This is a genomic window from Flavobacterium sp. 38-13 (genome assembly GCF_001899155.1).
Lineage (GTDB): Bacteria > Bacteroidota > Bacteroidia > Flavobacteriales > Flavobacteriaceae > Flavobacterium > Flavobacterium lindanitolerans.
In genome coordinates, this window is record NZ_MKVG01000016.1 from 268755 (window position 1) to 291142 (window position 22388).

Sequence of the window (22388 nt, forward strand, 5' to 3'; positions counted from 1 at the left end):
CAAGAATAATATTTTCATTTCAATATAAAAACTAATAAAAAGGATTTAAAAGAGATAATCACACCTCTCATTTTTCAACCAAAAGCTACCCTATTTAAAAATTAATTATAAAAATTATCCCTAATTTATTGTGGATTAATTTCTTTATAGAACTCCTTATCAAAATGGCACAAGTTTATCTTAACGTGTGCCATTTTTAGTTGAAAATGTTTAAATTTGAACTATAAATACCAAATAACTCAATAGATGCTTAAGCAGTTTTTACAACTTAAATTGTCCCAGAAATTATCTCCACAGCAAATTCAGCTGATGAAGCTAATCCAATTGCCTACGCAAGCTTTTGAACAACGATTAAAAGAAGAAATGGTGGAAAATCCGGCATTGGAAGCCGGGAAGGAAGAGGATGAATACGAAAGAGACGAATTCGAAAACGATGATTATGACGAATATGATGAATTCGACAATGACAGAATTGATGCCGAAGACATCAATATTGATGAATATTTAAGCAATGACGAAACGCCTGATTATAAACTTCAGGCAAACAATTACAGCGATGACGACGAAGACCGCAGTATGCCTTTTGCAGCGCCTGTAAGTTTCCATCAGGACCTTATCAATCAGCTGAATACTTTTATATTGAATGACGAGGAACGCGAAATCGCAGAGTTTTTAGTGGGCAGTATTGACGATATGGGCTACATCCGCAGAAGCGTTCCCGATATTGTTGACGATATGGCATTTACTCAGGGAATTTACACCGATGAGAAAAATGTGGAACGAATACTCCATATTATTCATGAATTAGAACCTTCCGGAGTAGGCGCGCGCGACTTGCAAGAATGTCTTTTACTGCAACTAAAACACAAAACACCAACCGAATCTGTTGAATTGGCTATTGATATTTTGGAGAATCAATTCGAATCTTTTACCAAAAAACATTACGATAAATTACTTCAAAAATATGGTGTTTCACAAGACCAGTTGAAGAAAGCCATTGATGAGATTGAAAAGCTGAATCCTAAACCGGGCGGCGCTTTTACCGGAAACAATAAGATGATTGAACATATTGTTCCTGATTTCACTATCCGGATTGTTGACGGTGAACTGGAATTGACTTTAAACGGACGAAATGCTCCTGAATTGCACGTTTCCAAAGACTATCAGGAAATGATGCAGACTTATAAGGCCTCCCGTGACAAGTCAAGCCAGCAGAAAGAAGCCGTACAATTCATTAAGCAAAAACTGGATTCAGCCAAATGGTTTATCGATGCTATTCGTCAGCGTCAGGAAACCTTATTTGTAACCATGAATGCCATCATGCACTACCAGCAGGAATATTTCCTTGACGGTGATGAAACCAAGTTGAAACCGATGATTCTTAAGGATATTGCCGATATGATTGGTCTTGATATCTCTACAGTTTCCCGCGTGGCAAACAGCAAATATGTAGAAACTCCTTATGGCACAAAACTGATTAAGGAATTCTTTTCTGAAGCCATGAAAAATGACCAGGGTGAAGATGTTTCCACTTTGGAAATCAAGAAAATATTGCAGAATGTTATTGAGGAAGAAGACAAGCAGAAACCGTTGCCTGATGACCAATTAGCCGAAATATTAAAGGAAAAAGGCTATCCGATTGCCAGAAGGACAATTGCAAAATACAGAGAGCAATTAGATATTCCTGTAGCACGAATGAGGAAGAAAATATAGATAGTGAAAAGACTGCTTTCTATAATTTCCTATGTTTTCCATCCGATGTTTATTTCGGTATATGCAGTCCTGCTCTATTTTTTCCTCACAGAACGATACCATCCCTATCAGGAAGTTTTTTTGGTCACGATTCAGGTTATCATACTAACAATCCTGATTCCGATTTCCATATTTTATTTCCTTATGACTCTGGGCAGGGCCAATTCTTTTATGCTTTCGGAAATTTCGCAACGAAAAATCCCATTGGCTGTAAATGTCCTATTGCTTTATATACTGATTCGGGAAAGCATTCGCATTGAACTTATCCCTGAGCTTTATTATTTTTTCTTTGGAGCTTTGGTCAGCACGGTTTTAGCCTTACTTTTCGTTTTTATCAACCTGAAGGCAAGCATACACATGATTGCCATTAGTTCGATAACCGTTTTTGCAATCGGATTTAGTCTGCACACACAAACCAATCATATTTATCTGGTAGCTTTTCTCCTGTTACTAAACGGAATTGTGGCCACTTCAAGATTGTCGATGAAAGCCCATGACACCAAAGAATTGATAGTGGGATTTTTATCCGGAGTGATACCCCAAATAGGACTTCTTTATTTTTGGTTATAGTATATAGAACATCAGTCCTATATTCAAAGTATTCATATCAATTGACTTACCGTCAATTTTTGCTTCCGATTTGAATAATGAATTCAAGCCATAATAGGCATGGAAGTTCCATGTATTATAACCGAAGGAAATATAAGCGCCGTATTGCAGCTTATTAAAATCGTCATTGCCAAAAATCCTGACTTTCTCATTTCCCTGGACATATTTTGATTTATTAAGCACCAGATAGCTAAGCTTAAATCCGGTATAAATTCTCCAAAAACGGTGGCTTTGGATTGTTGAAGTTCTCCATCGGAATTCGATTGGCAGGTCTAAATAATGGAGCGCAAATTTATTCTTATCGAAATTCACATCGTTTTCGTTGACTACTTCATAAAACGGTTTTCCATCAACTTCGGTAATCTTTATGTTCTGCCTGTAATCATTCATGGAATAGCCCAGACCAACGGCAATGGCAATATTTCTTCTCTTGTTGAGCGGAAAATCTCTTAAAAAACCAATATGAACTCCGGATGAAAATGAATTTTGGCTAACACCATCCGGCCTGTTCTGTAATAAATCATAAGTCAGTCCAATGTAAAACTGGTCTTCCCTGTATAAGGAGTCGATTACGGTTACCGTAGCGCTTATAGAATCTTTTTTCTTTTTATCCTCTTCTACTTTACGGATATCGGTCGTTTTATCATTGCTTAAAACTTCCTTTATACGCTCCTGCTCTTCTCGTTCCTGTGCCTGCTTAATCTGCTTTTCCTTCACCGGATCCTGGGCAAAAGCGCTTAAAGAAATAAAGAATATAAAGATGCTAAAGTACTTTTTCATAGGTAGGCAGTTGAGCAAATAAAAGTAATAAAAAAAGATAATCTAAGCTGAAGTTTCCTTTATTAGATTCCAATTTTTAAAAATATCAACCAATTAATCATCGTCTTTATTATACAAAGTCATATTATTTACCGAAAGCCTTTCTTTGAGCCATTGCCTAAATCTTACTTTATCTTTCTTGTCCAATTTTACAGAAGTTTCATAAACAACTGCTGTTATCGGAACGATGCTGTCTTTTTGAACGGCGATATTATTTTTATATATGCCTATTGAAGTAACAGAAGGAAAAAGCGCTTTGGTTTCTTTTAGGATTTGCACATTATCAAAACGCATATCTGCAAGTTCTTTTTCAAGTTTCATAATTTTAGCATCCTTGCCATCCACTTCATTTTCATTACTTCGTATTTGGTTTAGTATATCCCCTTTCAGTGCCGAGAGCCTGTCTGTGCTGTCCTGGCGGATAACAAGTCTGCCTCCTTGCAGATATTTATTCTTTACAAATTCCCGTTGAAGTTCTTTAAGTTCTGCCTTATCAAATCTTTTAGATAAAAAAGCCAGTTCCAGTTGCTTTCTTCTGGAACTATATTCAGTTTTTTTATAGATAACCGTATAACCATTGCTTGTAAATTTATTTTCAATAAACAGATCTGCATTTTTCTTGAATTGTTGTTCTCTGTATAGTGTATAGGCCAGGTAGCTACTCGGAATAATCATAATTGCAATCAGAAAAGAAATAATATATTTGACCTGACGCTGTTGCTTTTCATTTACCTGTTTTACAGCAGGATAATTAAGATATTTTATAATTAAAAAGGTAGCAAGTCCAATAAAAACGCAATTGATACAATACAGATAAAAAGCACCCAAAAAGAAAGACCATTGTCCGGTCGCAATACCATAACCTGCCGTACAAAGCGGCGGCATCAACGCCGTGGCAATTGCAACCCCGGGTATTGGATTCCCTTTCTCAACCCGGGTTACTGCAATAACGCCAACAATCCCTCCAAAAAAAGCGATAAGTATATCATAAATATTGGGTGCAGTTCTTGCCAATAATTCAGACTGAACATCTTTGAACGGACTTAAAAAGAAATACAGCGTAGAAACCGTCAAGCTAACTGCAGTAGCAACTAATAGGTTTTTAAGTGATCTTTTCAGAAGTCCAAAATCGTAAATACCCAATGCAAAACCGGCTCCAACAATTGGCCCCATAAGAGGCGATATAAGCATCGCTCCTATTATGACAGCGGTCGAATTTACATTGAGCCCTACTGATGCTATGATTATTGCACAAGCCAAAATCCAAAGATTGGCTCCTTTAAAAGAAATGTTTTTCTTTATGCTTTCGAGTGTCTTTTCCCGGTTATCTTCTCCTTCACTTAGATTAAACAGGGTTGTAATTTTCCTCATATTCCCTTATTTTTAGCATAAGGTAATTAATTTAATTTTAATGTCAAAATAGACGAAACCTATCCTTCAAGTGAAAAAGTATTAGCAGAATATTTAGACAAAGAAAAAGCCGATACTTGACTTAGTACCGGCTTTATATTTTCAGCAGGCTAAAAGATATTACTATCGAACTTAATACTTATTTTGACGTTTTTGGATGGGATTAGATAGTAAAATATCTTGCCTAGAACTTTTCTTTAATCCAATATAGTGGTATTTTCTCCTGTTCTAACCTCCAATTATTTATTTTCAATAGTTCATAAAGTTGTTGTTCCTGTTCTGTAAGATTAAGCATCGCAGAAACATTTGTCGGAGTACCATTATCATTTTCAAAGAACTTTTCGAAAGTCACTTTATCCATTAGCATACTTTGGGCGTGTGGAAAATAACTTCTGAATTGAGATAAAATTTCAAAACCTTGTACATCAATATCACCCCAATAAAATAGTTCCACAGCGGAAAACCATTGTGTGTTTTTAAGATTGTTAACACTATAACCACTTCCAAATATTGCTATCGTTTTGTCCATTTTGGGTAACGTTAAAGTTGTATAAAGTGTTGTTTTATTTTCAACCACCAGCACTCTTTTAGCCGGTAAATTCAATGTTTCAAATTGACTCGTAGGAATAGCAATATCATCAAGTCCTGAAAAGTATTTTTGGCTGATTTCCTTGTCCAATATTTTAAATCGGATAAGTAGTTCACTGAATTTAAGATGAAATCTTTTTTCAAATTCTTTATACTCGTAGTTAATATGGCCTATGAGTAGAATATCTAGCAATTCTCTAATAACGCTCTTATTTCTTTCAATGAATTTTGTGTGGACATTTATTGGTAATTCCCTGATGTATAAATTCGGTTTAGGATTCTGCCTAAAGTATTGACACACTCTAATAATGCCATCCCATTCGGTATAATTTGTAATTACCCTTATAGGATTTTTAATTACCCATTCATGTAGTTCAGGAAAAGCTATGATGATTTTTCCAACACTCGTTTTGAATAATTCAACTTCTTTTTCTTTGCCTAAAAATTTCAAAAAATCTTTTTCGCTATCAAAAAAAATTGAGACTGGCAAGTCTTGTGTACCTAAGTATTTTGTTTTAACCCTTTGAAAATCTAATGAATAACCAAAGCCTTTTTTCTCTTTGGATTGGCTGATGATTTGCTGTATCTCTTTCTCAAACTCGGGTAATGATGATTTATTATATATCTTATTTCCACGAATGACCAATTTCGAAAATGGAACTCCTTCCACCAATGATTGAAGAAAGAGGATGTATTTTTTGTCTGTTTTACTTCTTATTTCTTGTGGTGTAATCATTGATTCAGATAATTCGCTTTTTCTTCATTAAATTGCTCAATGGGCATATCATACAGCCAGGAATGTCTTTCCTCTTTCCGCTCCACAAAATGAACGAATGAAATATCATTTTCAACAATGTGGATGTTGTCGCTTGGTGTAACTACCAACAACTGCAAATGAAGTTGTTTGCAGAGCGTAATCAGGTATCGGGCTTTGTCTTCGTCCTGTGCTTTAAAGGCTTCATCAATAGCAATAAATCGGAAAGAGTTGCTTTGTAATCCTTCTTTGGTCAAACCAAATTGATAAGCTATTGCCGAACCCAAAATGGTATAAGTAAGCTGAGCCTTTTCGCCACCGGAAAGCTGTCCCATCGCTTCATACGTTTTAAACTTTTGGTTATTTTCTTTATAAAACTCTTCGGCTTTGTAGCTGAACCAAGAACGGACGTTCATTACTTTTTTTCGCCATTCTTCCTTGTCCAATTTTGAAATCAGCGGTTCTATATGGTTGTAAAAATGATTTTTCCGACCGTCAATGGAAGCGTTCACTTCTCTGATATTGGGAATTGCAGCGTTAAGTAGATTTCTAAATTCTTTTACTTCATCGTTGATTTTATTCGGAGCAACCAATTGAATGTATGTTCTCGGATTATTTTTAAAATCGATTTCTTTTAAAGAATCGTTCAGATGCTTGATATTTTCCTTGATGGAATCCGACCAGTTTTCAAAAAACATTCTGAAATCACCAACCTTATTGGTAATGGTCTCCTGCAAATAGTCGTTGAACTTCTTTTCAAATTTTGGAAGATTATCTTTCTCTAACCTGTCCAAAAAAAGCTGATACTCGCTGATAAATTCCAAATGGGTTGAATCGGGGAGCGAACTCACATCAGAACGCCAATCTTTGAATTTGTTGGTGATAATTTCCGACGGCTGTTTAAATGCATTGATTTTTATACTGACTTCTCTTTCGTTTTGTTGTTTTTGTCTGTTTAGCTCTGATATTTCTCCCAAATTTTTTTCCTGAAAATTCTTACGGCTTGTTTCAAAGTTTGCGTATTCAATATGCAACAAATCGGGATTTTGTGTTTCAAATGCTGATACATCAATATCTCCAAAAGGAGCAACAATAGTTTCATTATCTCTTATTATTCTTTCAATGTTTTTTTGCTTTTCTTCCGTTTGAAAAATTTCCCTGTCTTTGTTTTTAATATTAACTTCCGATAGGTTCTTTAAATCTTTTTGAACTTTTTCTAATTGCTCTTGTAATTTCTTGACTCGGTCATTGGTTTTCTCTAAGGCTTCTTTTTGTTCTGTCTTTTCCTGTATTTCATTGGCATAAGATTGCCAATCGATATCATCGTATTTCTCATATTTCGAGAACAGGTTTTGACATTCATCTCTGTACGTTCCTAACCTTTTTATCTCGGAATTTTTATTGACAATCGCTTTTTTGTTTTCTGTTTGCTGATTTTGCAGATGGGTTAACTCTTTCCTTAAAACCGTAATTTTTTCTTTATTGTCCCAGCCCAATACATAGTTTTCTTTTCTTGAAATGTGTGGACGGTCGTCTTTTTCGTGTTTTCCTCTTTTAAATTTTATCAATCCGTTTTGCGTGATGGCCATTTCGGAGTAACGTTCAAATTCCGAAAGATTGTCCACACAAACAAAATCAAACTGAGCTTCCAAATAACTCTCAATCCATTCTTGATACGCTGTTTTGGGTTTTATGTCAATTTTATGGACTAAGGATTTTTCATTGATATCCTTCTGTCGTAAGTTTTTGAGATAGTCCTGCTCTTCGTATCTATCGTAACGGATTCTACCTTTCAGATTATGACTGTTCACATACTGGTTTACCTGTGAATAATACGTTGGAGGAACAATCAATCGCAAAGCAAAGTTGTGCAACACTTTTTCGATGGAAGATTCCCAGTTTAGTTCATCTTCTTTTACTTTAATCAATTCGCCAATGAATGGAATTTCTTCTTTACTTGCTCCAATGTGTGCAATAATTTCGTCCCTTATTTCAGCTTCACGACCAGCGATGTTGTTTTTATTTTCTTGAAGTGTTTTTATCGTTTTTACCAACACTTCTGTATCTTGTTTAAGTCTGTCTTCTTCATTTTTTAATCCACGAAGATTTTCATTTTCTTCATAAATATCCTGATCTGTACTTTGTTTTAATTGTTTTGCTTTTCCCCGGTTTTCAGAAAAAGCTACTTCATCTGGATTGGTGTTTAGCGTTATGATTTGTGCGATTTTATTATAGTCCTCTAATTTTGATTTACGGGCATCACGAAGCCGTTCGAGTTGTTTGATTTCCTTTTCTAAATCTTTGATTTTACTTCCAACTTCATCTTTTTCAATAGCAATAGAAATGGTTCTTTCTTCCTGTTTCAGGTCATCTTCTTTAACTCGAAATTCAGCTAATTTCTCCTCTAAAAGTTGTAATGTTTCTTGGCATTTTTCCAGTTCCTTTTCTCCCAATTCAACACCTTTTTGGGCAAACCAGTAAAGGGCTATTTCCTTAGATTTTTCTAATTGTTGTATATCATCCTGAATTTTATTCAGTTTATTAGCAATGTCATTAATAGGTATTAGCTGTTTGATTTGCTCTTTAGCTTTTTCAATATTGGTTTTAGCATCCATCAACGTCAAAAAACTTTCTTTGAGCTGTATAAATTCCGTTTCGGCATCTTGCTCCTCCAGCATATTTGTTCTGATAAACTCGTCTAAATCTTCCAGAACTTTTACACCTACTATCTGATTAAACAGACTCAATGCTTTGACGGAGCGCATTCCGAACAGGTTGTACATTTTTTCAGCATACATTGTTGGACCATCTATAAATTCGATTCGCTTTTTAGTTGTGTTAGCATTGTAGATTTTCTCCAATCTCCTTTTCCACAAGCCTTTCGCATCAAAATCCCGAAAATCTTTTTCTACTTCCAACGGAACGTGTGCAATACCAAATTGTCGCCTTAGCTCGTTATTGGAGAACCAACGAACCTGAAATAATGTAATTTGTTTTTGGTCGGTGTTTGAAAATGAAGCAAGAATTACGGAATAAGTATTCGTGTCCCGTAACTTTTGTGTAGATGTTGAGCTTTTGCCTTCTTCTTGTATGTTTCCATAATGTCCCAATACGTAGGTTTCTTCAGTACGGTCGCCTTTCTTCTCAACGCCTGACGATTGATTGTAAAAACGGTCTTTCTTTGCAGGAACAATCAAGGTAAGCAAAGCATCTATATAAGTGCTTTTTCCCGAAGCATTTGCACCGGTCAATAGCGAATTATTTCCCTGCGGATTTATTCTGAATACTTTTTCATTAAATGTTCCCCAGTTGTAAACTTCCATATATTGGAGCCGGAAGCCCGCTTTGCCAGAACTGGTACTAAACAGACTCAACATATTCCTGCAACTTTGTTCTGAAATCCTGTAATATATCCAGTGTTATTTTTTCTTTGATAATGCGGTGTATCTGATATTTTGTTTCGTTATCTTTTTCACTAACCACTTTCAGGTACCCTAAATCCACGACATTCCGAATGTATTTGTCCAGTTCTTTTTTGAATTTTAATTTATTGTAACCTTCTTGCAGAAAGAGTTCCAACTCATCTTTGACTTCCGAATCGGAAATGAATTTTTCCGTAGCCAACTGCGTGGGATTACTGTCAAATTCTTCTAAAATTTGCCTCAGAACCACCAATACGATGGAGGTTTCAAAACCGATTTGCCGTCTTGTTACCAAACCGAGCGTATTTCCATCGCTATCCTCAAATTGTTTTACAAAAGCAAAACCTTCTTCTTTTTTTACAATCAGTTCCAAACCAATCTGGCTAATGTATTCCTGAATTTCTGTTTGGTAATGGATAATATTATCCCACACATTTGAGGTTCGCTCCACGGGTGATTTAAGCAGTTTCACGATTGCTTTACTGTAAGGCGTTATATTTTGTTCTAAATTGTTCATCTGGTCAGGATAATTTCAGGAATTTTAATTTGTTTTCTGTTTTCAGCATCAAATACAATACTTTGGGTTTTGTTGGTACTGATGGTGTGTTTAAATTCCTTTACAATACCAATGTATCCAAACAATTCAGGCAACCCTTTTTCAATTCCGCCATAATTTTGAACCACGTCTAAAAGTGTTGTCTGTGATTTTTCCTTTAGAATATTCTTTATTCTTTGCCGTAATAATTCTTTATCAATGTTTGATTGTGAAAACAACTTGCCTAAGTGAGCAGAGGTAGTAATGTCTTCGTTCGCTATTACTGGTTTGCTGGAGTAGGTAATATCCTCTTTTTGTTCAAAAGTCAGTTTTCGCTCAAACGGAATATTGATTTCCAAATCGGTTTCCAGCTCAAACGATATATCAGGTTTTTTCTTCGTCTTGCTGATGGCTACAAGTTGCTTCTTGATTTCCTGAATAATGCCCTTGGTTGCTTCCGATTTTGAGTTTTCATTTTCACGGATAATACGGCTTAATTTTTCAGCCATCTTATCGTTGGCTTTGTATACCTTTTGTCCCGAGCTATGCAAGTGCTTTTTCATTCCTTTCAGAAAAGGGTCGTTTAAGGGAATTGCCTTTTCCTCCAATGTTTTGTATAATTCTTTAGTCAGACTTTCCCACCTGTTTTGCAATTCAGGGTTTAAAATGAATGACCAAAAAGCATAAAAACTTTTGCCTTGCGGACTCTCTTTCAACTCGTCCAGTGCATCAAATGTAAATTCCAGAATATCGCTTTTAGTCAGACTGCCTTCTGCATGTTTTTGGTATATACCTTTCGTTATTTCTTTAAAATTATCTTCTACTTCCTTGAAGTCTGACAATAATTCTTTCGCTAATTGATTAAGTTGGTTGAAACGTGGAACAATTTCAAATTCTTCAAATACTTTTACATCTTCACCAATTTTTATGCGTTGGATTTGCTTCTCGATTTCCAATTTCTTTTCTTCCAATAACTGAATACGTTTTTCGGTATCTTCATTGGTAAATTCCACCAGTTCTTTTAACTGATTTAGAATACTGTTGAATTTTGATTCGGTACCGATAAATTCTTCTTTCTTCAAACTCGCCAACCAGTCTATAACTTTAACTGAATGGGCAGATAGTTCATAGAAAACTTCGCCTTGCTCGTCGGGATAATTGGTTAAGAAGCCTTTGTTTGTCCAATTCAGGATATACTTTTTAGCTTTTGTTTCATACGTGTCAAATGCACTGATCTCATTCTCCTCGTCATTTTCAACTTCGTGTTCTTCTAAAAAATCTGCTAATTTTGAATGTATATTTTCAGAATAAATTGCTCCTTGCCCGTTTGTGAATGTCTTTGCAAAAAATTCAATAAGTATTTCTCTGTTTCGTAAACGCAACAATTCAACACTTGGTGAAGTGTTTAGTGTGTTTAGTATTTGAGAAATGTCTGTCATTTCAGTGTATTAATTTCATTTTCTATCAACCTATATCTGTCTTTTACATCTTCGCCTTGATAATAGTCCAGTAAATCTTTTTTGGTAAGTGTTCCGTCCTCCAAAAACTTTTTCAGGTACTGTTGATTGAATTCCATCAGAAGAATGGATTTCTCTAATTGTTTTAGAATGGCTTTGTTATTATCAATGTTATTTTGAACTAAGTTTTTTATTGTTGTGATTTCGTTAATATCTTTAATAATACGGTTTACAAGGATTGCTAATAAATCTTTATCCAATTCAACTTCTTTGGCATTTAAAGCGATATCTCTTGCGAGCATATATGCAATTGCCAAATTGGAATAATCGCCTTTTTGAGAATTGATGATTGCAACAAAACCAATTCCTTGAATATAACCTACATTTTCAAAATTTTTGAGAATGGAATTATCAACCAATGAAATATCAAAAACAATTAAGCTTACTTTGCCTTCACGGTTTGCCTGAGCTTCTATTAATTGACTCCAAGCAGTATCCGTTTTTCGAGTGAAAATCTCCTTATTTTCGATTTCTCCCATTCGGATACTTTTATCGAACTTACATTCAATTGCAATTCTAAGATTTGAATTGCCGTCAATTTCACAAATGATATCTCCGGTTTTATTTTTAGGAATACTTCCTGCCGTATTTCCGGTTAAAAAAGCTCGATCTTTCAATCTTTTCTCTTGAAAATAACCGTTTAAAAACTCAGCTATTTCATCTTCTGCCAATATTCCTTTAATAGTAGATTTATAAAAAAGTTCTTTTTTCATTTCGAAAATCATTTTCAGGCTTTCCAGTTCCGTTCCCAATTCATTGCCGGTTTTTGATAAAAAAGCTGATATCCTATCTTCCATTAACGCCAAAACTCCGATGTAAATAGCCCGGAGTAGTTTTTCATCTCTTTCTGAAGTAGGAAGATTGTCAAAGTAGTTGAAAACTATTTGATTTTCGATTTCAAATTCTTTTATTTCAACTCGTTTGAGTTGTTGGTTTATTTTTATTGTTGACATATTTAATTTGTTACAGCATTATTTAATGCTTCATAATGAAGCTTATCCTTCTTTTTAATGTGATTTACCAATTCTTTACAAGCAATAGGTATATCCGCCATATACTCACTTTGCTTTCCTATTCTATCAATATTGTCTAGATGACTAAAAAAATGGAAAGGTTTACAGATTCGTTTAGAAACTTCAGGCGTAAAAATTTTATCAGCTCTTCTATCTACGTTTTCTGAGCTTGGGAATTTAGTTAATGTATACATCTCCAAAAACCTTCTCAAAATATTAGGGATCACTAATAATTTATCTGAATCCAATGGTTTTCTGAGCCTATTAAAATCATTTATTTCCTTAAATAGATAGTGATACTCTGAAGAATACTTGTCAAAAATTTCCGGCAAAACCTTTATTTCAGATATATTGCTTGCTCTATTTCTTTCTATGAAATACCTGGATTCTTTTTTGTTTAAAGGTAGTTCTTTCAGAAGATTAAAAAATTCGAAATTATGGGATGAAAAAAACAATTGTTTACATCTTATTTCCCATTGACCTCCAGGATTTTTATTTGAAAACAACATTTCTTTCAATAATGAATTAATTTGAAAAATGTGGTTACCATCCAGACTTGAAATAGGATCATCAATAAATACAATATAATCTTTGAATTTATTTTTTGACTCCAATGCTTTTATAGAAACTAAAAAATGAGAAAATGCAATTGCTGTTTTTTCACCTTCACTAAGATTAGAAGCATTTTGATTATCTCTTAAGAGAATAAACTTTTTTGTTACTTCATCTAATTTTATCTCAATATCATCTCTATTTAAAAAACTCTGAATAAAATAGGTATACTGTTCTGCACCTTCTTTGTCACTTTCTTTAAGAGCTTGGTAACTTTTTATTTCCTTTTCTAAATCTTGTACTTGTTTATCTAGTTTTTCGATTTCTGAAAGAGCTTTTTCATATTTCTTTTCTTTTGCAAGATATTTTTCTCTTTTTAGAAACGATGCAACCAAATGATCTATTAACTTATTTCTTTCGACATTAATTTTAGAACTGAAATTAATTGAAAATTCGTTGTTGGTCTGAATGAGAATATTAAGTCTTTCAATTAAGGAAACATTTAATGCAACGTTAAAACCTATGATGTGATCAATCTTTGTGTATAAATTTTTATTTACTTTAGCATCTAACTTTGAAAGTATAGTATTTAAATGTTTCTTATATTTAGCTAAATTTTTATCAATTTATTTCTTATTTCAATATATTCATTAATAAAGCCCAAATTTAAGTCATTACTAGAGGGGTAATTAATAGCATCTATTTTATTTATTTCATCATAAACCAATGTTTTAAGCCTATCTACTTCTTCTTTTAAGGTAGAAGCTTGACTGTTAAAATATTCTATCAGATAATTTAACCTTTCTTCGCTTACAATATTATCACAAAAAAGACATTTGGAATTTGGAGTATGCAAATCTTTGCCCTTTTTTACCCAATTATAAGCATCATTATTTGTATCTAAAATTTTATTTAAAACCTTTTTCTCAGGAGTATTATCTAAGACCTTATTTACTTCCTCAACAATTGAACTATAATTAAAATCAATAATAATTTCATTTAATTCGTCTTTAGGCTCACTAACTTTAACAATGTCGTTGAGGTATGATAATTCTTTTTTATCACTAACTATAAAATTATTTAAATCATCTTTAATTTTTGAAATTATTGGTTTTAAATTGGTCTTAGTAAATCTAATAAGGCTTAAAAAATGTTCATCTTGAATTTCTTTTGATATAAGAGTAAATTTACCAGTATATCCTTTATCATAGATTTCAAACTCATCTATATCACTTTGGAACTTTATTTTTTTTCCTAAAATGACGTCTGTGCCTTTAATTGAATCTACCTTCCCTTGTAATTCAATTATTTTTGTTTCATATTTTGCGTTATTACCAACTTCAAAGAGAATAGTTTTTGAATCAGAGCTATTATTTACATGAATACTGAAATTTAAATTGTCTTGTATGTAATCAGAATTAAAGACAAGTATATCATAAGGAAAACTCTCCAAATTAGAGGAATCATATATACCATTATTATCCGTACTAACTTTAAAAGTTCCGTTTGTATAACTATCGTGTATTTTTTTATCTCTTAATGAACTGAATATGCGTGATAAAGTAGTTTTCCCTGAGTAATTCCATCCATAAAAAAGGTTTTTATAGTTAAAATCCTTTATTCCGCTTGGAGAGGTCCAAGAAAAATTTTTGTAAATACCAAAATTTCTAATAGAGTCAATCTTCTTAATCATACAAATTCTTTACATAACGATTAATATAACTATTCAATCCACTACCACTACGGGCTAAACTTTTCATGGTTTCGACGTGATGCTGACCTGCTTTACGATAACTATATCTATATGTTTTGGCTGTTCCGGAAAACTGCACAAGTATATAATCTGAACCTATTTCAAAAGAGGAGACACCTGAATCTCCTCCTGAATTTCTGTATCTTTCCATAATCTAACTGATTACTCGCTCCTTTCGTAAGGATACACATTTTTGAAATTCCTATTCAAGTAAGAACCGTGAGAAGGAGCTTCCATTAAATTTTGATACTCGTGTGCCGGAACACCTTTATATACATAAAGGCTTCCATTTAGAAATCTAACATAGACTTCTTGATTTTGTTCATCATAACCGATACTATCAATGTTTGATGAACTTACTGGGGTCATTTCTGGTAAACTCATATTTTATAATTTTTATTACGCCAAGATTTTAATAGTTTTTTGTATTCATTTTGTGCATCATCGATTGTTTCTAACCATTTTTCAGAAGCTTTGGGGTCTGAGCTTTTGGGGGCATTTGTAATCTTAAAGAATTTGACTCGAGAAGGGATTTTTACTGCTTCCCCCGATATTAAAGCTTCTCCAGTTCTCAAGCTCGGGAGCAAATCAACCATACTTTGCAATTCATCCTGCACTGCTGATCGAATATGACCTCTATCTTTGGAATTATTCATACGCAAAGCAATCATAGTTCCGCATTGACTTAATACCGTTTCATCCAGTTCCGAAGGTCTTTGGGTAACAAGCAACAATCCTACACCGTACTTACGTCCTTCTTTGGCTATCATCTGAACAGTTCTGGATGAAATAGAGTGTTCTCCTGCCTTCAAATAACTATGAGCTTCTTCTAAAACAATAAGTAAGGGTTGATTTTTTCCACCAACTTTAGTATTAACACCCCAAAACAATCCATCATAAATAATTTTCAAAAGCGTTCCCGAAATGGATGACATTATTTCACTTGGAATTCCTGACAAATCTAAAATAGTTATAGGCAAGTCGTTGCCTAACCATTTTAAGAACATAGCGTCCAAATCTTCTTCTATTTTACCATCTGAATCTGGTGTTAATTTTCCAGGAGAAAATAAAAAACTATAACTACTATCTTTAAGACGGTTCCGCATCCCATCCAAGAAGCCTAAAATACCTTTTCTGCTGTTATTGATGAAAGGAGCACTGGAACCCAAGCCAGCCGGAGGATATTCATTTGACTTCAAGTTTTCTATATCTCCAGCAGATATTTTTGGAGATATAGTTATCCTATCTTTTTCGAACGTTATTCTCTCAAAATCATCCAATTCAAACCATAACCTTTTAATGCTGAATGGAATAGGGGAATCAGCTGTAACAGTTTCTTTGGCTATATCAAAATCATTTGTATCAATACTTCTAATTTTTTCTTCTGTAACCTTTTCCCTGATATAGTCTAATTGCGAATCGGATAAACTTCCGGAAAAAACTTTCATTAATTCGTTAAAAGGTAAAGCCCAAAACGGGATTTGAAGTTTATTGTCTTCATTTGTTGAGTTTACCTCAATAACTTTTGAATACTTAGATAAGGCATCATTATACTCTCCGTGTGGATCAATCACCAAAATCCTTGAACTTGGAAACTCTCTGTTTGCGATGGATTGAAGCAATACAGAAACTGAATTTGACTTTCCACTTCCGGTTGAACCAAGAATTGCACAATGTCGTGATATAAGTTTATCTAAATCAATTTTAGCATCTAAACTTTCAGATACGCTAATATTGCCAACTGTAATTGAATTAGCTTCTTCATATCCTCCATAGATAATATCCAAATCATTTATGGTTACCAAATGAACTTTGTCTCCTGTTGTAGGATATTGTGTAACGCCTCTTTCAAACCTTTTTCCAACTTGTTCCCCAGCTAAAACAATATTTATCCAACGGGTATTTTTCAAGTGATCATAATCCTTAGCTACAGCTTCTCTCAAGCTCTCTGGAATAGCCGCTGAACCTATCTGTGTTACGATACCATAAAGATTTGCATAACCTAAAGGAATTCTAATAAAAGAACCTATTTGTCCTACACGATAAACAACACCGTCAATAATTGGCATATTGGATTTGATATTATCAAAAAGCTTGACAGAGATACTATTTCCGCTGATACTATCTATTTCCCCGATTTCTGTTATCTTACTTTTTGACATTTTCTCCTAGTTTTTTAATCTCGTTATCGCTGACCATAGAATTCAGGAACCTTACCAGCCTGCTAAAATCAGGTAGTATAAACTCTCCCTTTCCTGTCCAGACTTCTTCACCTTTCGTTTCTGTTTTTTTCTCTTCTTTCGGATCAATTGCTGCATCTTCATCAAAATACAAATCAATGTTTACTGAATCTTCTTTTGAGGGTTCAGACTTTAACGTCCATTCTCCAAAATTGCATCCAATTACAGCATTTCGTGAAGCATAGATAGATATCTTGGGATTATCTAATCCAATCTTTGAAACTTTCGACTGTTCATTAATTTGCTCAAATTTGTCAAAAATTAATCCTATCACATGTGAGGTCGTATTCGTTTTCAAAGCAGAAATAATACGAGAATTAATATGCTCATCCCCCCAGGAATAACCACAAGTTATCAATATGGCATCATCTTGTTTGAGGAAATTAGACAATCTATCCAATAAACTTTCATACGGCTGTTTTTTGGAATCCTTGTACTTTAAAGTAGAAGGATATATCAAAATATCATCATCGTCAGGACTAACTCTTAAAATTTTTTCAGTATCCTTATCAAAGTGCCACCCTAAAGAACCGTGTATTTTCCAAAGTTTTGTTTGTTTTGGTAGAAATCTAAAATCTTCGACTGACTCTGGATTGAAAAACGCTCTTAAGCTACCACAGAATCCATCGTAATAGGGAATCTCTTTATGTTCTAGTCCAAGCTCAAATAAAAAATCGTAATTAGTAGTAAATATTTCAATTGGAAATTTCCTTTCTGCTTGTCCAATCCAATTAGCAAAATCAGTTTGCACCAATTCCGAAACAATATCTTTAGTTACTATTTGACGAAACTCCTTTTTAGAAGTAATATCACATAAATTTATGTGATGAACACTTACTTTTTCCCTAACCCCTTTTTTGATTTCAGTTATTAATCTCGCAAAATCATTTTTATCTAGTGAGTTAAGTATCCCTTTACCAATAAATGAGAACTTTTGTTCCAGATTCGATAGAATAGTTTCAATATTAAAATTAGCCTCTCCTAGTTCCTCTTTTATTTCATCTAAAGCTATTTCAAATTTAGGTTCCACTTTTACTACCTCTACCAAGATTTCAGAAGTCATCTTTCCTATCGCAGGTACAGTAAGGGATTTAATATTTTTCCAAGCCAAGGAACTTCCTGCTCCAAAAAGAAAACCTATTTTCTTTTTGTCGGAAATTAATATTTGTTGAATACCTCTGATGTATTCTGATGGATCATAAGAGTTCATAAGTATTTTTATCTCTATTAATTAGATTTTCAATATTTCACAATAGAAATTCTGAATAAATTTCTATTCAACCAAATATACTAAAAACAAAATCTTAATAAATTACGGGAAACCGTAATCAAAACTAAAATACAGTATAATCGAAAATAAATAGTGAAAAAAACTTACTGGTAAATCAATGAAAAAGTTAAAATAGAAAATAAACGTGAATTATCCTATCGAACATAAGTGTCGTATAGTATCTGTAATGAACCGATAAGACTATAATTTAAACATTTCTTAAAATTATAGCTATCATAAAGCGGATAAAAACCTACACAGCAGGTAAATACCAAGATAGCAAAGCACTGGCAAAGCCATTATGCACATGCGCAGTTACCCGTTAGCTCTGTGTTTTTGTGTGTTGGGAAAATAAATAAGAAAGGAATTACTTGCCTTGTATCAACTTCTCCAGCTTTTCAATCATTTCCTTTTGCTGTTGAAGCATACGCTCGTACAATTCAACCATCTTATCAAGAGGATTGAATGTACAATTAAAGTTCGCTTGTGCACCATCAGTAAAAGTATTCGCAACAGCACTATCATGGAAAGTATTTGCTATGATATTGATAGCCGAGTCCTCATCAAAATTCTCAATAGCTTCAGTAGGTACTTTAAGTATTTTGGCTACACGAGAAAGTACATCAGATTCTATAGTTTCTTTCTGTTCCAGTAAAGAAATTTTTTTCTGATTCCAGTCTTCACCAAGCTCGTATGCCAGTGCATCCTGCTTGATGCCCAGCATTTCACGGAAACGTTTTACGTTGCGACCCTGATGTATTTTACGGTTTGGTGTTGCAATATCTGTCATATGGCAAATATAATTCTTTTTACGAGAGGTAAATTACGGAAATTTCTGCTATCATTCGATAATTTACATGAATAAATTGCGTAAATGAGATAAAAAAGAGATTTTATCAGGCAGACATATTATCTCACAATCACCCAAAAATGAGACAAAAGGGATTACTCATATACGAAAAAAAAAGAGGGTCTTCTTGATGAAGACCCTCCTAGCAGAGAGGATGGGATTCGAACCCACGATACAGTTACCCATATACAAACTTTCCAGGCTTGCTCCTTCAACCACTCGGACACCTCTCTATTAATTTGCGGTTGCAAAGAACTGCAAAAATTATGACTAAAGAAAATTTATCGCTAAAAAATTATGACAATTCGCCCCGTAAAGCGGTTTCATAAATGGTCTTGAATACATTTGGGGAAACTTTTTGCCCAATCAGATACATCAGCTTTGTTATTGCCGATTCTGTAGTGATGTCTTTTCCGGATATGACTCCTATTTTTTTCAACGATGTACTCGTTTCATAATGTCCCATACTTACGCTTCCGGCCGTACATTGCGTCACATTGATAACATGCAATCCGTTTTTAATGGCTTTTTTTAGCAATGCAATAAACCATTCGTCTGTTGGTGCATTTCCTGCGCCATAGGTTTCCAAGACAACGCCTTTCAGGTTGGGAATAGAGAAAATAGCATCCAGTACATTTTCGCTAATTCCGGGAAACATTTTTACGACAGCCACATTATTGTCCAGTTCTTTATGTACCTGGAATTTTTTGTTTCCGGATTTTGGGATCAGCAAGTCATTGTTTACTTTTAGATGGACACCTGATTCAGCCAATGGCGGATAATTGGGCGACATAAAAGCGTTGAAATGCTCTGCGTTTATTTTTGTAGTCCGATTTCCTCTGTACAGCTTGTATTCAAAATAAAGACATACTTCATTAATAACCGGCTTATTCTTATGTTGCAAGGAAGCAATTTGAATTGCTGTAATCAGATTTTCTTTAGCGTCTGTCCTTAAATCGCCTATGGGCAATTGGGAGCCCGTAAACACGACCGGCTTGGAAAGATTTTCCAGCATAAAACTCAGTGCAGAGGCAGAATACGACATCGTATCTGAACCATGAAGCACTACAAAACCATCAAAAGCAATGTAGTTTTCTTCAATAATCGTTGCAATCCTGACCCATTTATCAGGATTCATATTCGAAGAATCTATAGGAGTATCAAAAGAAACCGTTTCAATCTCACAGTCCAACTGTTTCAATTCGGGTATTCTTTGGAGCAGTTTGCTAAAATTGAAAGCCTTTAAGGCACCGGTCTCAAAATCTTTTACCATACCGATAGTACCACCGGTATAGATCAAAAGTATTTTTGCTTTAGACAGCATTTTCATATTTTGATTTATTGACTACCGGATTGGCATACATTGCCAGGAAGCCTTGCAGTTCTAACGGATTATTTTCGTCGATTCTTATTTCTAATCTTCTTTCGAAAAGCGACTTTTCCTTTTCGGTATACAGATGGGAATATTTATCCGTATTGTTCAACAAATCATAAGCAATATAATTGGTTGGCCATAACTTGTAGTTCGCCAGCACAGAATCATCTATTGCTTGTGCCAAAGCTTGTATCTGACGGTTAGAATTGTCAAATTTAGAAGCAATTTCATCCAATTCAGATTCTAAAACATCTCCTACGTGAATATGGATTCTTTTTTTCTGGCCCATAATTCCGCTCAGAAGCGTCATAAAGTCTTCGTTTTTCTCTTTGATATACACCTCATCATTTGCTTCTGCCATTAGCTGAGGCATTTTTAGCGCATCTGTCGGGTCGTATTCATAGGAAATGGATACCGGAACAATTTTTAATTTCTTAAAATAGTCCATCAGGTTTTCTTCGTCAGAACCCATCGAAAGCATTTTTAGCACTCCCGGATGTGTGGCATCATTACCATCTTTTGTTCTTCCTTCACGTTGGGCAATCCAAACGGAACGGTTTTCTCTCAAAATAAGCTGGCAGATATATTCCGACATCAATTTTGAACTTTGAAGCAATTCTCTTGGTGACAAACTCCTTTGAACCAGAAAATTTCGGTTCAGTTTAGACAAGGTATGCAGGAAGGATTTGCGGACTAAATTATCGCCAATTGCCGAAGCTGTCATGACCAAACCGTGATCGAACAGGCAGGTATTCAACAGCGACGTGTCTAAAATAATATCCCTGTGATTGGAAATAAAAAGATAAGGCGTATGTTTTTCTAATTTTTCAAAACCAGAAGTAGTCAATCCGTCCGAACTTTTTTCAAGCACCTTCATGACGGCATGATAAATAAAATTGCACTGGAAATCTCTAATGGAATGGGTCCTTTTTAGCTGTTCTATCCAATCTTTTTCTTCGACGTCCGGATACGTAAAGCTCATCATGGCTTTCATCATCGGATGATCGGCAACTTTGCATAAGGCTTCGTTTACTTCGCTATCATAAAACGGTCGAATCTTATCGAATTTTGACATTACTTACGTTTTTTTAACAATCTACAAATGAACAAAAATTTTATGAATTTGATGTGTTTTCTTTGTTAAATACCGAAAACCTCTTTGGCATTTTCGGTCGTGATTTTAGCAATCTCGTCAACAGAAACGCCATATATCAGGGCTAATTTTTCTGCCACAAGCTTTGTATAGCTACTTTCATTTCTTTTACCCCTAAAAGGTACCGGAGCCAGATAAGGCGAATCGGTCTCTAAAACGATGTGTTTCAAATCTATCTCGTTCAGAAACTGGTCTATTTTTCCATTCTTAAAGGTTGCGACACCGCCAATTCCTAATTTCATATTATAAGAAATGGCCTGTTGTGCCTGATTATAATCGCCGGTAAAGCAATGGAAAATCCCGAATAGCTTATCATCTTTTTCTGATTCAAGAACTTCAAAAACCTCATCGAATGCATCTCTGCAATGGATATTTATTGGAAGACTGTATTGTTTAGCCAACTGGATTTGTCTTTTAAAAGCAATTTTTTGTTCTTCCAATCGGGTCTTATCCCAAAAAAGGTCGATCCCGATTTCACCAACAGCATAGAATTTTCTTTTGGAGAGTTGAGATTCTACAAAGGCCAATTCTTCTTCATAGTTTTCCTTCACATAAGTAGGGTGTAATCCCATCATAAGGAATACGTTTTCCGGATATTGTTTTTCCAAATCATACATTTTTTGGGTATAGCCGGAATCGATTGACGGAACAAAAATTTTCTGAACGCCGGCATCAAAAGCACGTTGCATCATTTCTTCTCTGTCCTGTTGAAATTCTTCGCTGTAAATATGCGAATGGGTGTCTACTAAAATCATACTGCAAAAATAGGAACAATG

Annotated in this window: 19 protein-coding genes and 1 tRNA gene; 2 read left to right on the plus strand and 18 right to left on the minus strand. The window is 34.3% G+C overall.

Annotated features, from left to right (window positions below):
- The first annotated feature begins 246 nt into the window (after positions 1 to 246).
- Positions 247 to 1713 carry an RNA polymerase factor sigma-54 gene (rpoN, locus tag BGO88_RS11735; RefSeq protein WP_056071818.1) on the plus strand — a complete coding sequence of 489 codons (1467 nt, stop codon included), beginning with the start codon at positions 247 to 249 and terminating at the stop codon, positions 1711 to 1713.
- 3 nt (positions 1714 to 1716) lie between these two features.
- Complete coding sequence (locus tag BGO88_RS11740) at positions 1717 to 2322, plus strand: hypothetical protein (protein WP_273238089.1); 606 nt, start codon at positions 1717 to 1719, stop codon at positions 2320 to 2322.
- Here BGO88_RS11740 and BGO88_RS11745 read toward each other — a convergent pair.
- The 18 genes from BGO88_RS11745 to BGO88_RS11830 all read right to left on the minus strand — a co-directional run bounded on the left by BGO88_RS11745 (position 2317) and on the right by BGO88_RS11830 (position 22367).
- Positions 2317 to 3141: a porin family protein gene (locus tag BGO88_RS11745; protein ID WP_286706999.1), complete on the minus strand. Its 825-nt coding sequence runs from the start codon at positions 3139 to 3141 to the stop codon at positions 2317 to 2319. The genes BGO88_RS11740 and BGO88_RS11745 overlap by 6 nt on opposite strands.
- Positions 3142 to 3234: 93 nt before the next feature.
- A complete protein-coding gene (locus BGO88_RS11750) occupies positions 3235 to 4551 on the minus strand; it encodes a DUF389 domain-containing protein (RefSeq protein WP_286707000.1) in 1317 nt (438 codons plus the stop codon).
- A 223-nt stretch (positions 4552 to 4774) separates the two neighbouring features.
- Positions 4775 to 5914, minus strand: a complete 1140-nt coding sequence (locus BGO88_RS11755; RefSeq protein ID WP_286707001.1) for a Wadjet anti-phage system protein JetD domain-containing protein — start codon at positions 5912 to 5914, stop codon at positions 4775 to 4777.
- The gene (locus tag BGO88_RS11760; RefSeq protein WP_286707002.1) at positions 5911 to 9255 is read right to left on the minus strand and encodes an ATP-binding protein; all 3345 of its coding nucleotides are present in this window, start codon (positions 9253 to 9255) and stop codon (positions 5911 to 5913) included. The genes BGO88_RS11755 and BGO88_RS11760 overlap by 4 nt, the downstream gene beginning before the upstream one ends.
- Positions 9256 to 9292: 37 nt before the next feature.
- Positions 9293 to 9871 (minus strand): DUF4194 domain-containing protein, encoded by a 579-nt coding sequence (locus tag BGO88_RS11765; RefSeq protein ID WP_260129092.1) that lies wholly within the window; start codon positions 9869 to 9871, stop codon positions 9293 to 9295.
- Positions 9868 to 11328, minus strand: a complete 1461-nt coding sequence (locus BGO88_RS11770; RefSeq protein WP_286707003.1) for a DUF3375 domain-containing protein — start codon at positions 11326 to 11328, stop codon at positions 9868 to 9870. The genes BGO88_RS11765 and BGO88_RS11770 overlap by 4 nt, the downstream gene beginning before the upstream one ends.
- The gene (locus BGO88_RS11775) at positions 11325 to 12359 is read right to left on the minus strand and encodes a hypothetical protein (protein ID WP_286707004.1); all 1035 of its coding nucleotides are present in this window, start codon (positions 12357 to 12359) and stop codon (positions 11325 to 11327) included. The genes BGO88_RS11770 and BGO88_RS11775 overlap by 4 nt, the downstream gene beginning before the upstream one ends.
- 2 nt (positions 12360 to 12361) lie before the next feature.
- Positions 12362 to 13597: an AAA family ATPase gene (locus BGO88_RS11780; RefSeq protein ID WP_353743407.1), complete on the minus strand. Its 1236-nt coding sequence runs from the start codon at positions 13595 to 13597 to the stop codon at positions 12362 to 12364.
- The gene (locus BGO88_RS11785) at positions 13582 to 14664 is read right to left on the minus strand and encodes an AAA family ATPase (RefSeq protein WP_286707005.1); all 1083 of its coding nucleotides are present in this window, start codon (positions 14662 to 14664) and stop codon (positions 13582 to 13584) included. The genes BGO88_RS11780 and BGO88_RS11785 overlap by 16 nt, the downstream gene beginning before the upstream one ends.
- Positions 14657 to 14875, minus strand: coding sequence for a hypothetical protein (locus tag BGO88_RS11790; protein ID WP_286707006.1), 219 nt, complete (start codon positions 14873 to 14875; stop codon positions 14657 to 14659). Before BGO88_RS11790 ends, BGO88_RS11785 begins: the two co-directional genes overlap by 8 nt.
- A gap of 11 nt (positions 14876 to 14886) precedes the next feature.
- Positions 14887 to 15108: a KTSC domain-containing protein gene (locus tag BGO88_RS11795; protein ID WP_260136078.1), complete on the minus strand. Its 222-nt coding sequence runs from the start codon at positions 15106 to 15108 to the stop codon at positions 14887 to 14889.
- Positions 15105 to 16886: an ATP-binding protein gene (locus BGO88_RS11800; RefSeq protein ID WP_260136080.1), complete on the minus strand. Its 1782-nt coding sequence runs from the start codon at positions 16884 to 16886 to the stop codon at positions 15105 to 15107. The genes BGO88_RS11795 and BGO88_RS11800 overlap by 4 nt, the downstream gene beginning before the upstream one ends.
- A complete protein-coding gene (locus tag BGO88_RS11805; RefSeq protein WP_260136082.1) occupies positions 16873 to 18174 on the minus strand; it encodes an SIR2 family protein in 1302 nt (433 codons plus the stop codon). The genes BGO88_RS11800 and BGO88_RS11805 overlap by 14 nt, the downstream gene beginning before the upstream one ends.
- 427 nt (positions 18175 to 18601) lie before the next feature.
- Positions 18602 to 19024 carry a helix-turn-helix domain-containing protein gene (locus BGO88_RS11810; RefSeq protein ID WP_286707007.1) on the minus strand — a complete coding sequence of 141 codons (423 nt, stop codon included), beginning with the start codon at positions 19022 to 19024 and terminating at the stop codon, positions 18602 to 18604.
- A 206-nt stretch (positions 19025 to 19230) separates the two neighbouring features.
- Positions 19231 to 19317 (minus strand) — tRNA-Ser (locus tag BGO88_RS11815).
- 62 nt (positions 19318 to 19379) lie between these two features.
- The gene (locus BGO88_RS11820; protein WP_286707072.1) at positions 19380 to 20408 is read right to left on the minus strand and encodes an asparaginase; all 1029 of its coding nucleotides are present in this window, start codon (positions 20406 to 20408) and stop codon (positions 19380 to 19382) included.
- On the minus strand, positions 20398 to 21534 hold the full coding sequence (locus BGO88_RS11825; RefSeq protein ID WP_101470823.1) for a 1-acyl-sn-glycerol-3-phosphate acyltransferase: 1137 nt from the start codon (positions 21532 to 21534) through the stop codon (positions 20398 to 20400). Before BGO88_RS11825 ends, BGO88_RS11820 begins: the two co-directional genes overlap by 11 nt.
- Positions 21535 to 21599: 65 nt before the next feature.
- Entirely contained in the window at positions 21600 to 22367 is a 768-nt protein-coding gene (locus BGO88_RS11830) for a TatD family hydrolase (protein ID WP_101470824.1), read from the minus strand.
- Between the last annotated feature and the right edge of the window lie 21 nt (positions 22368 to 22388).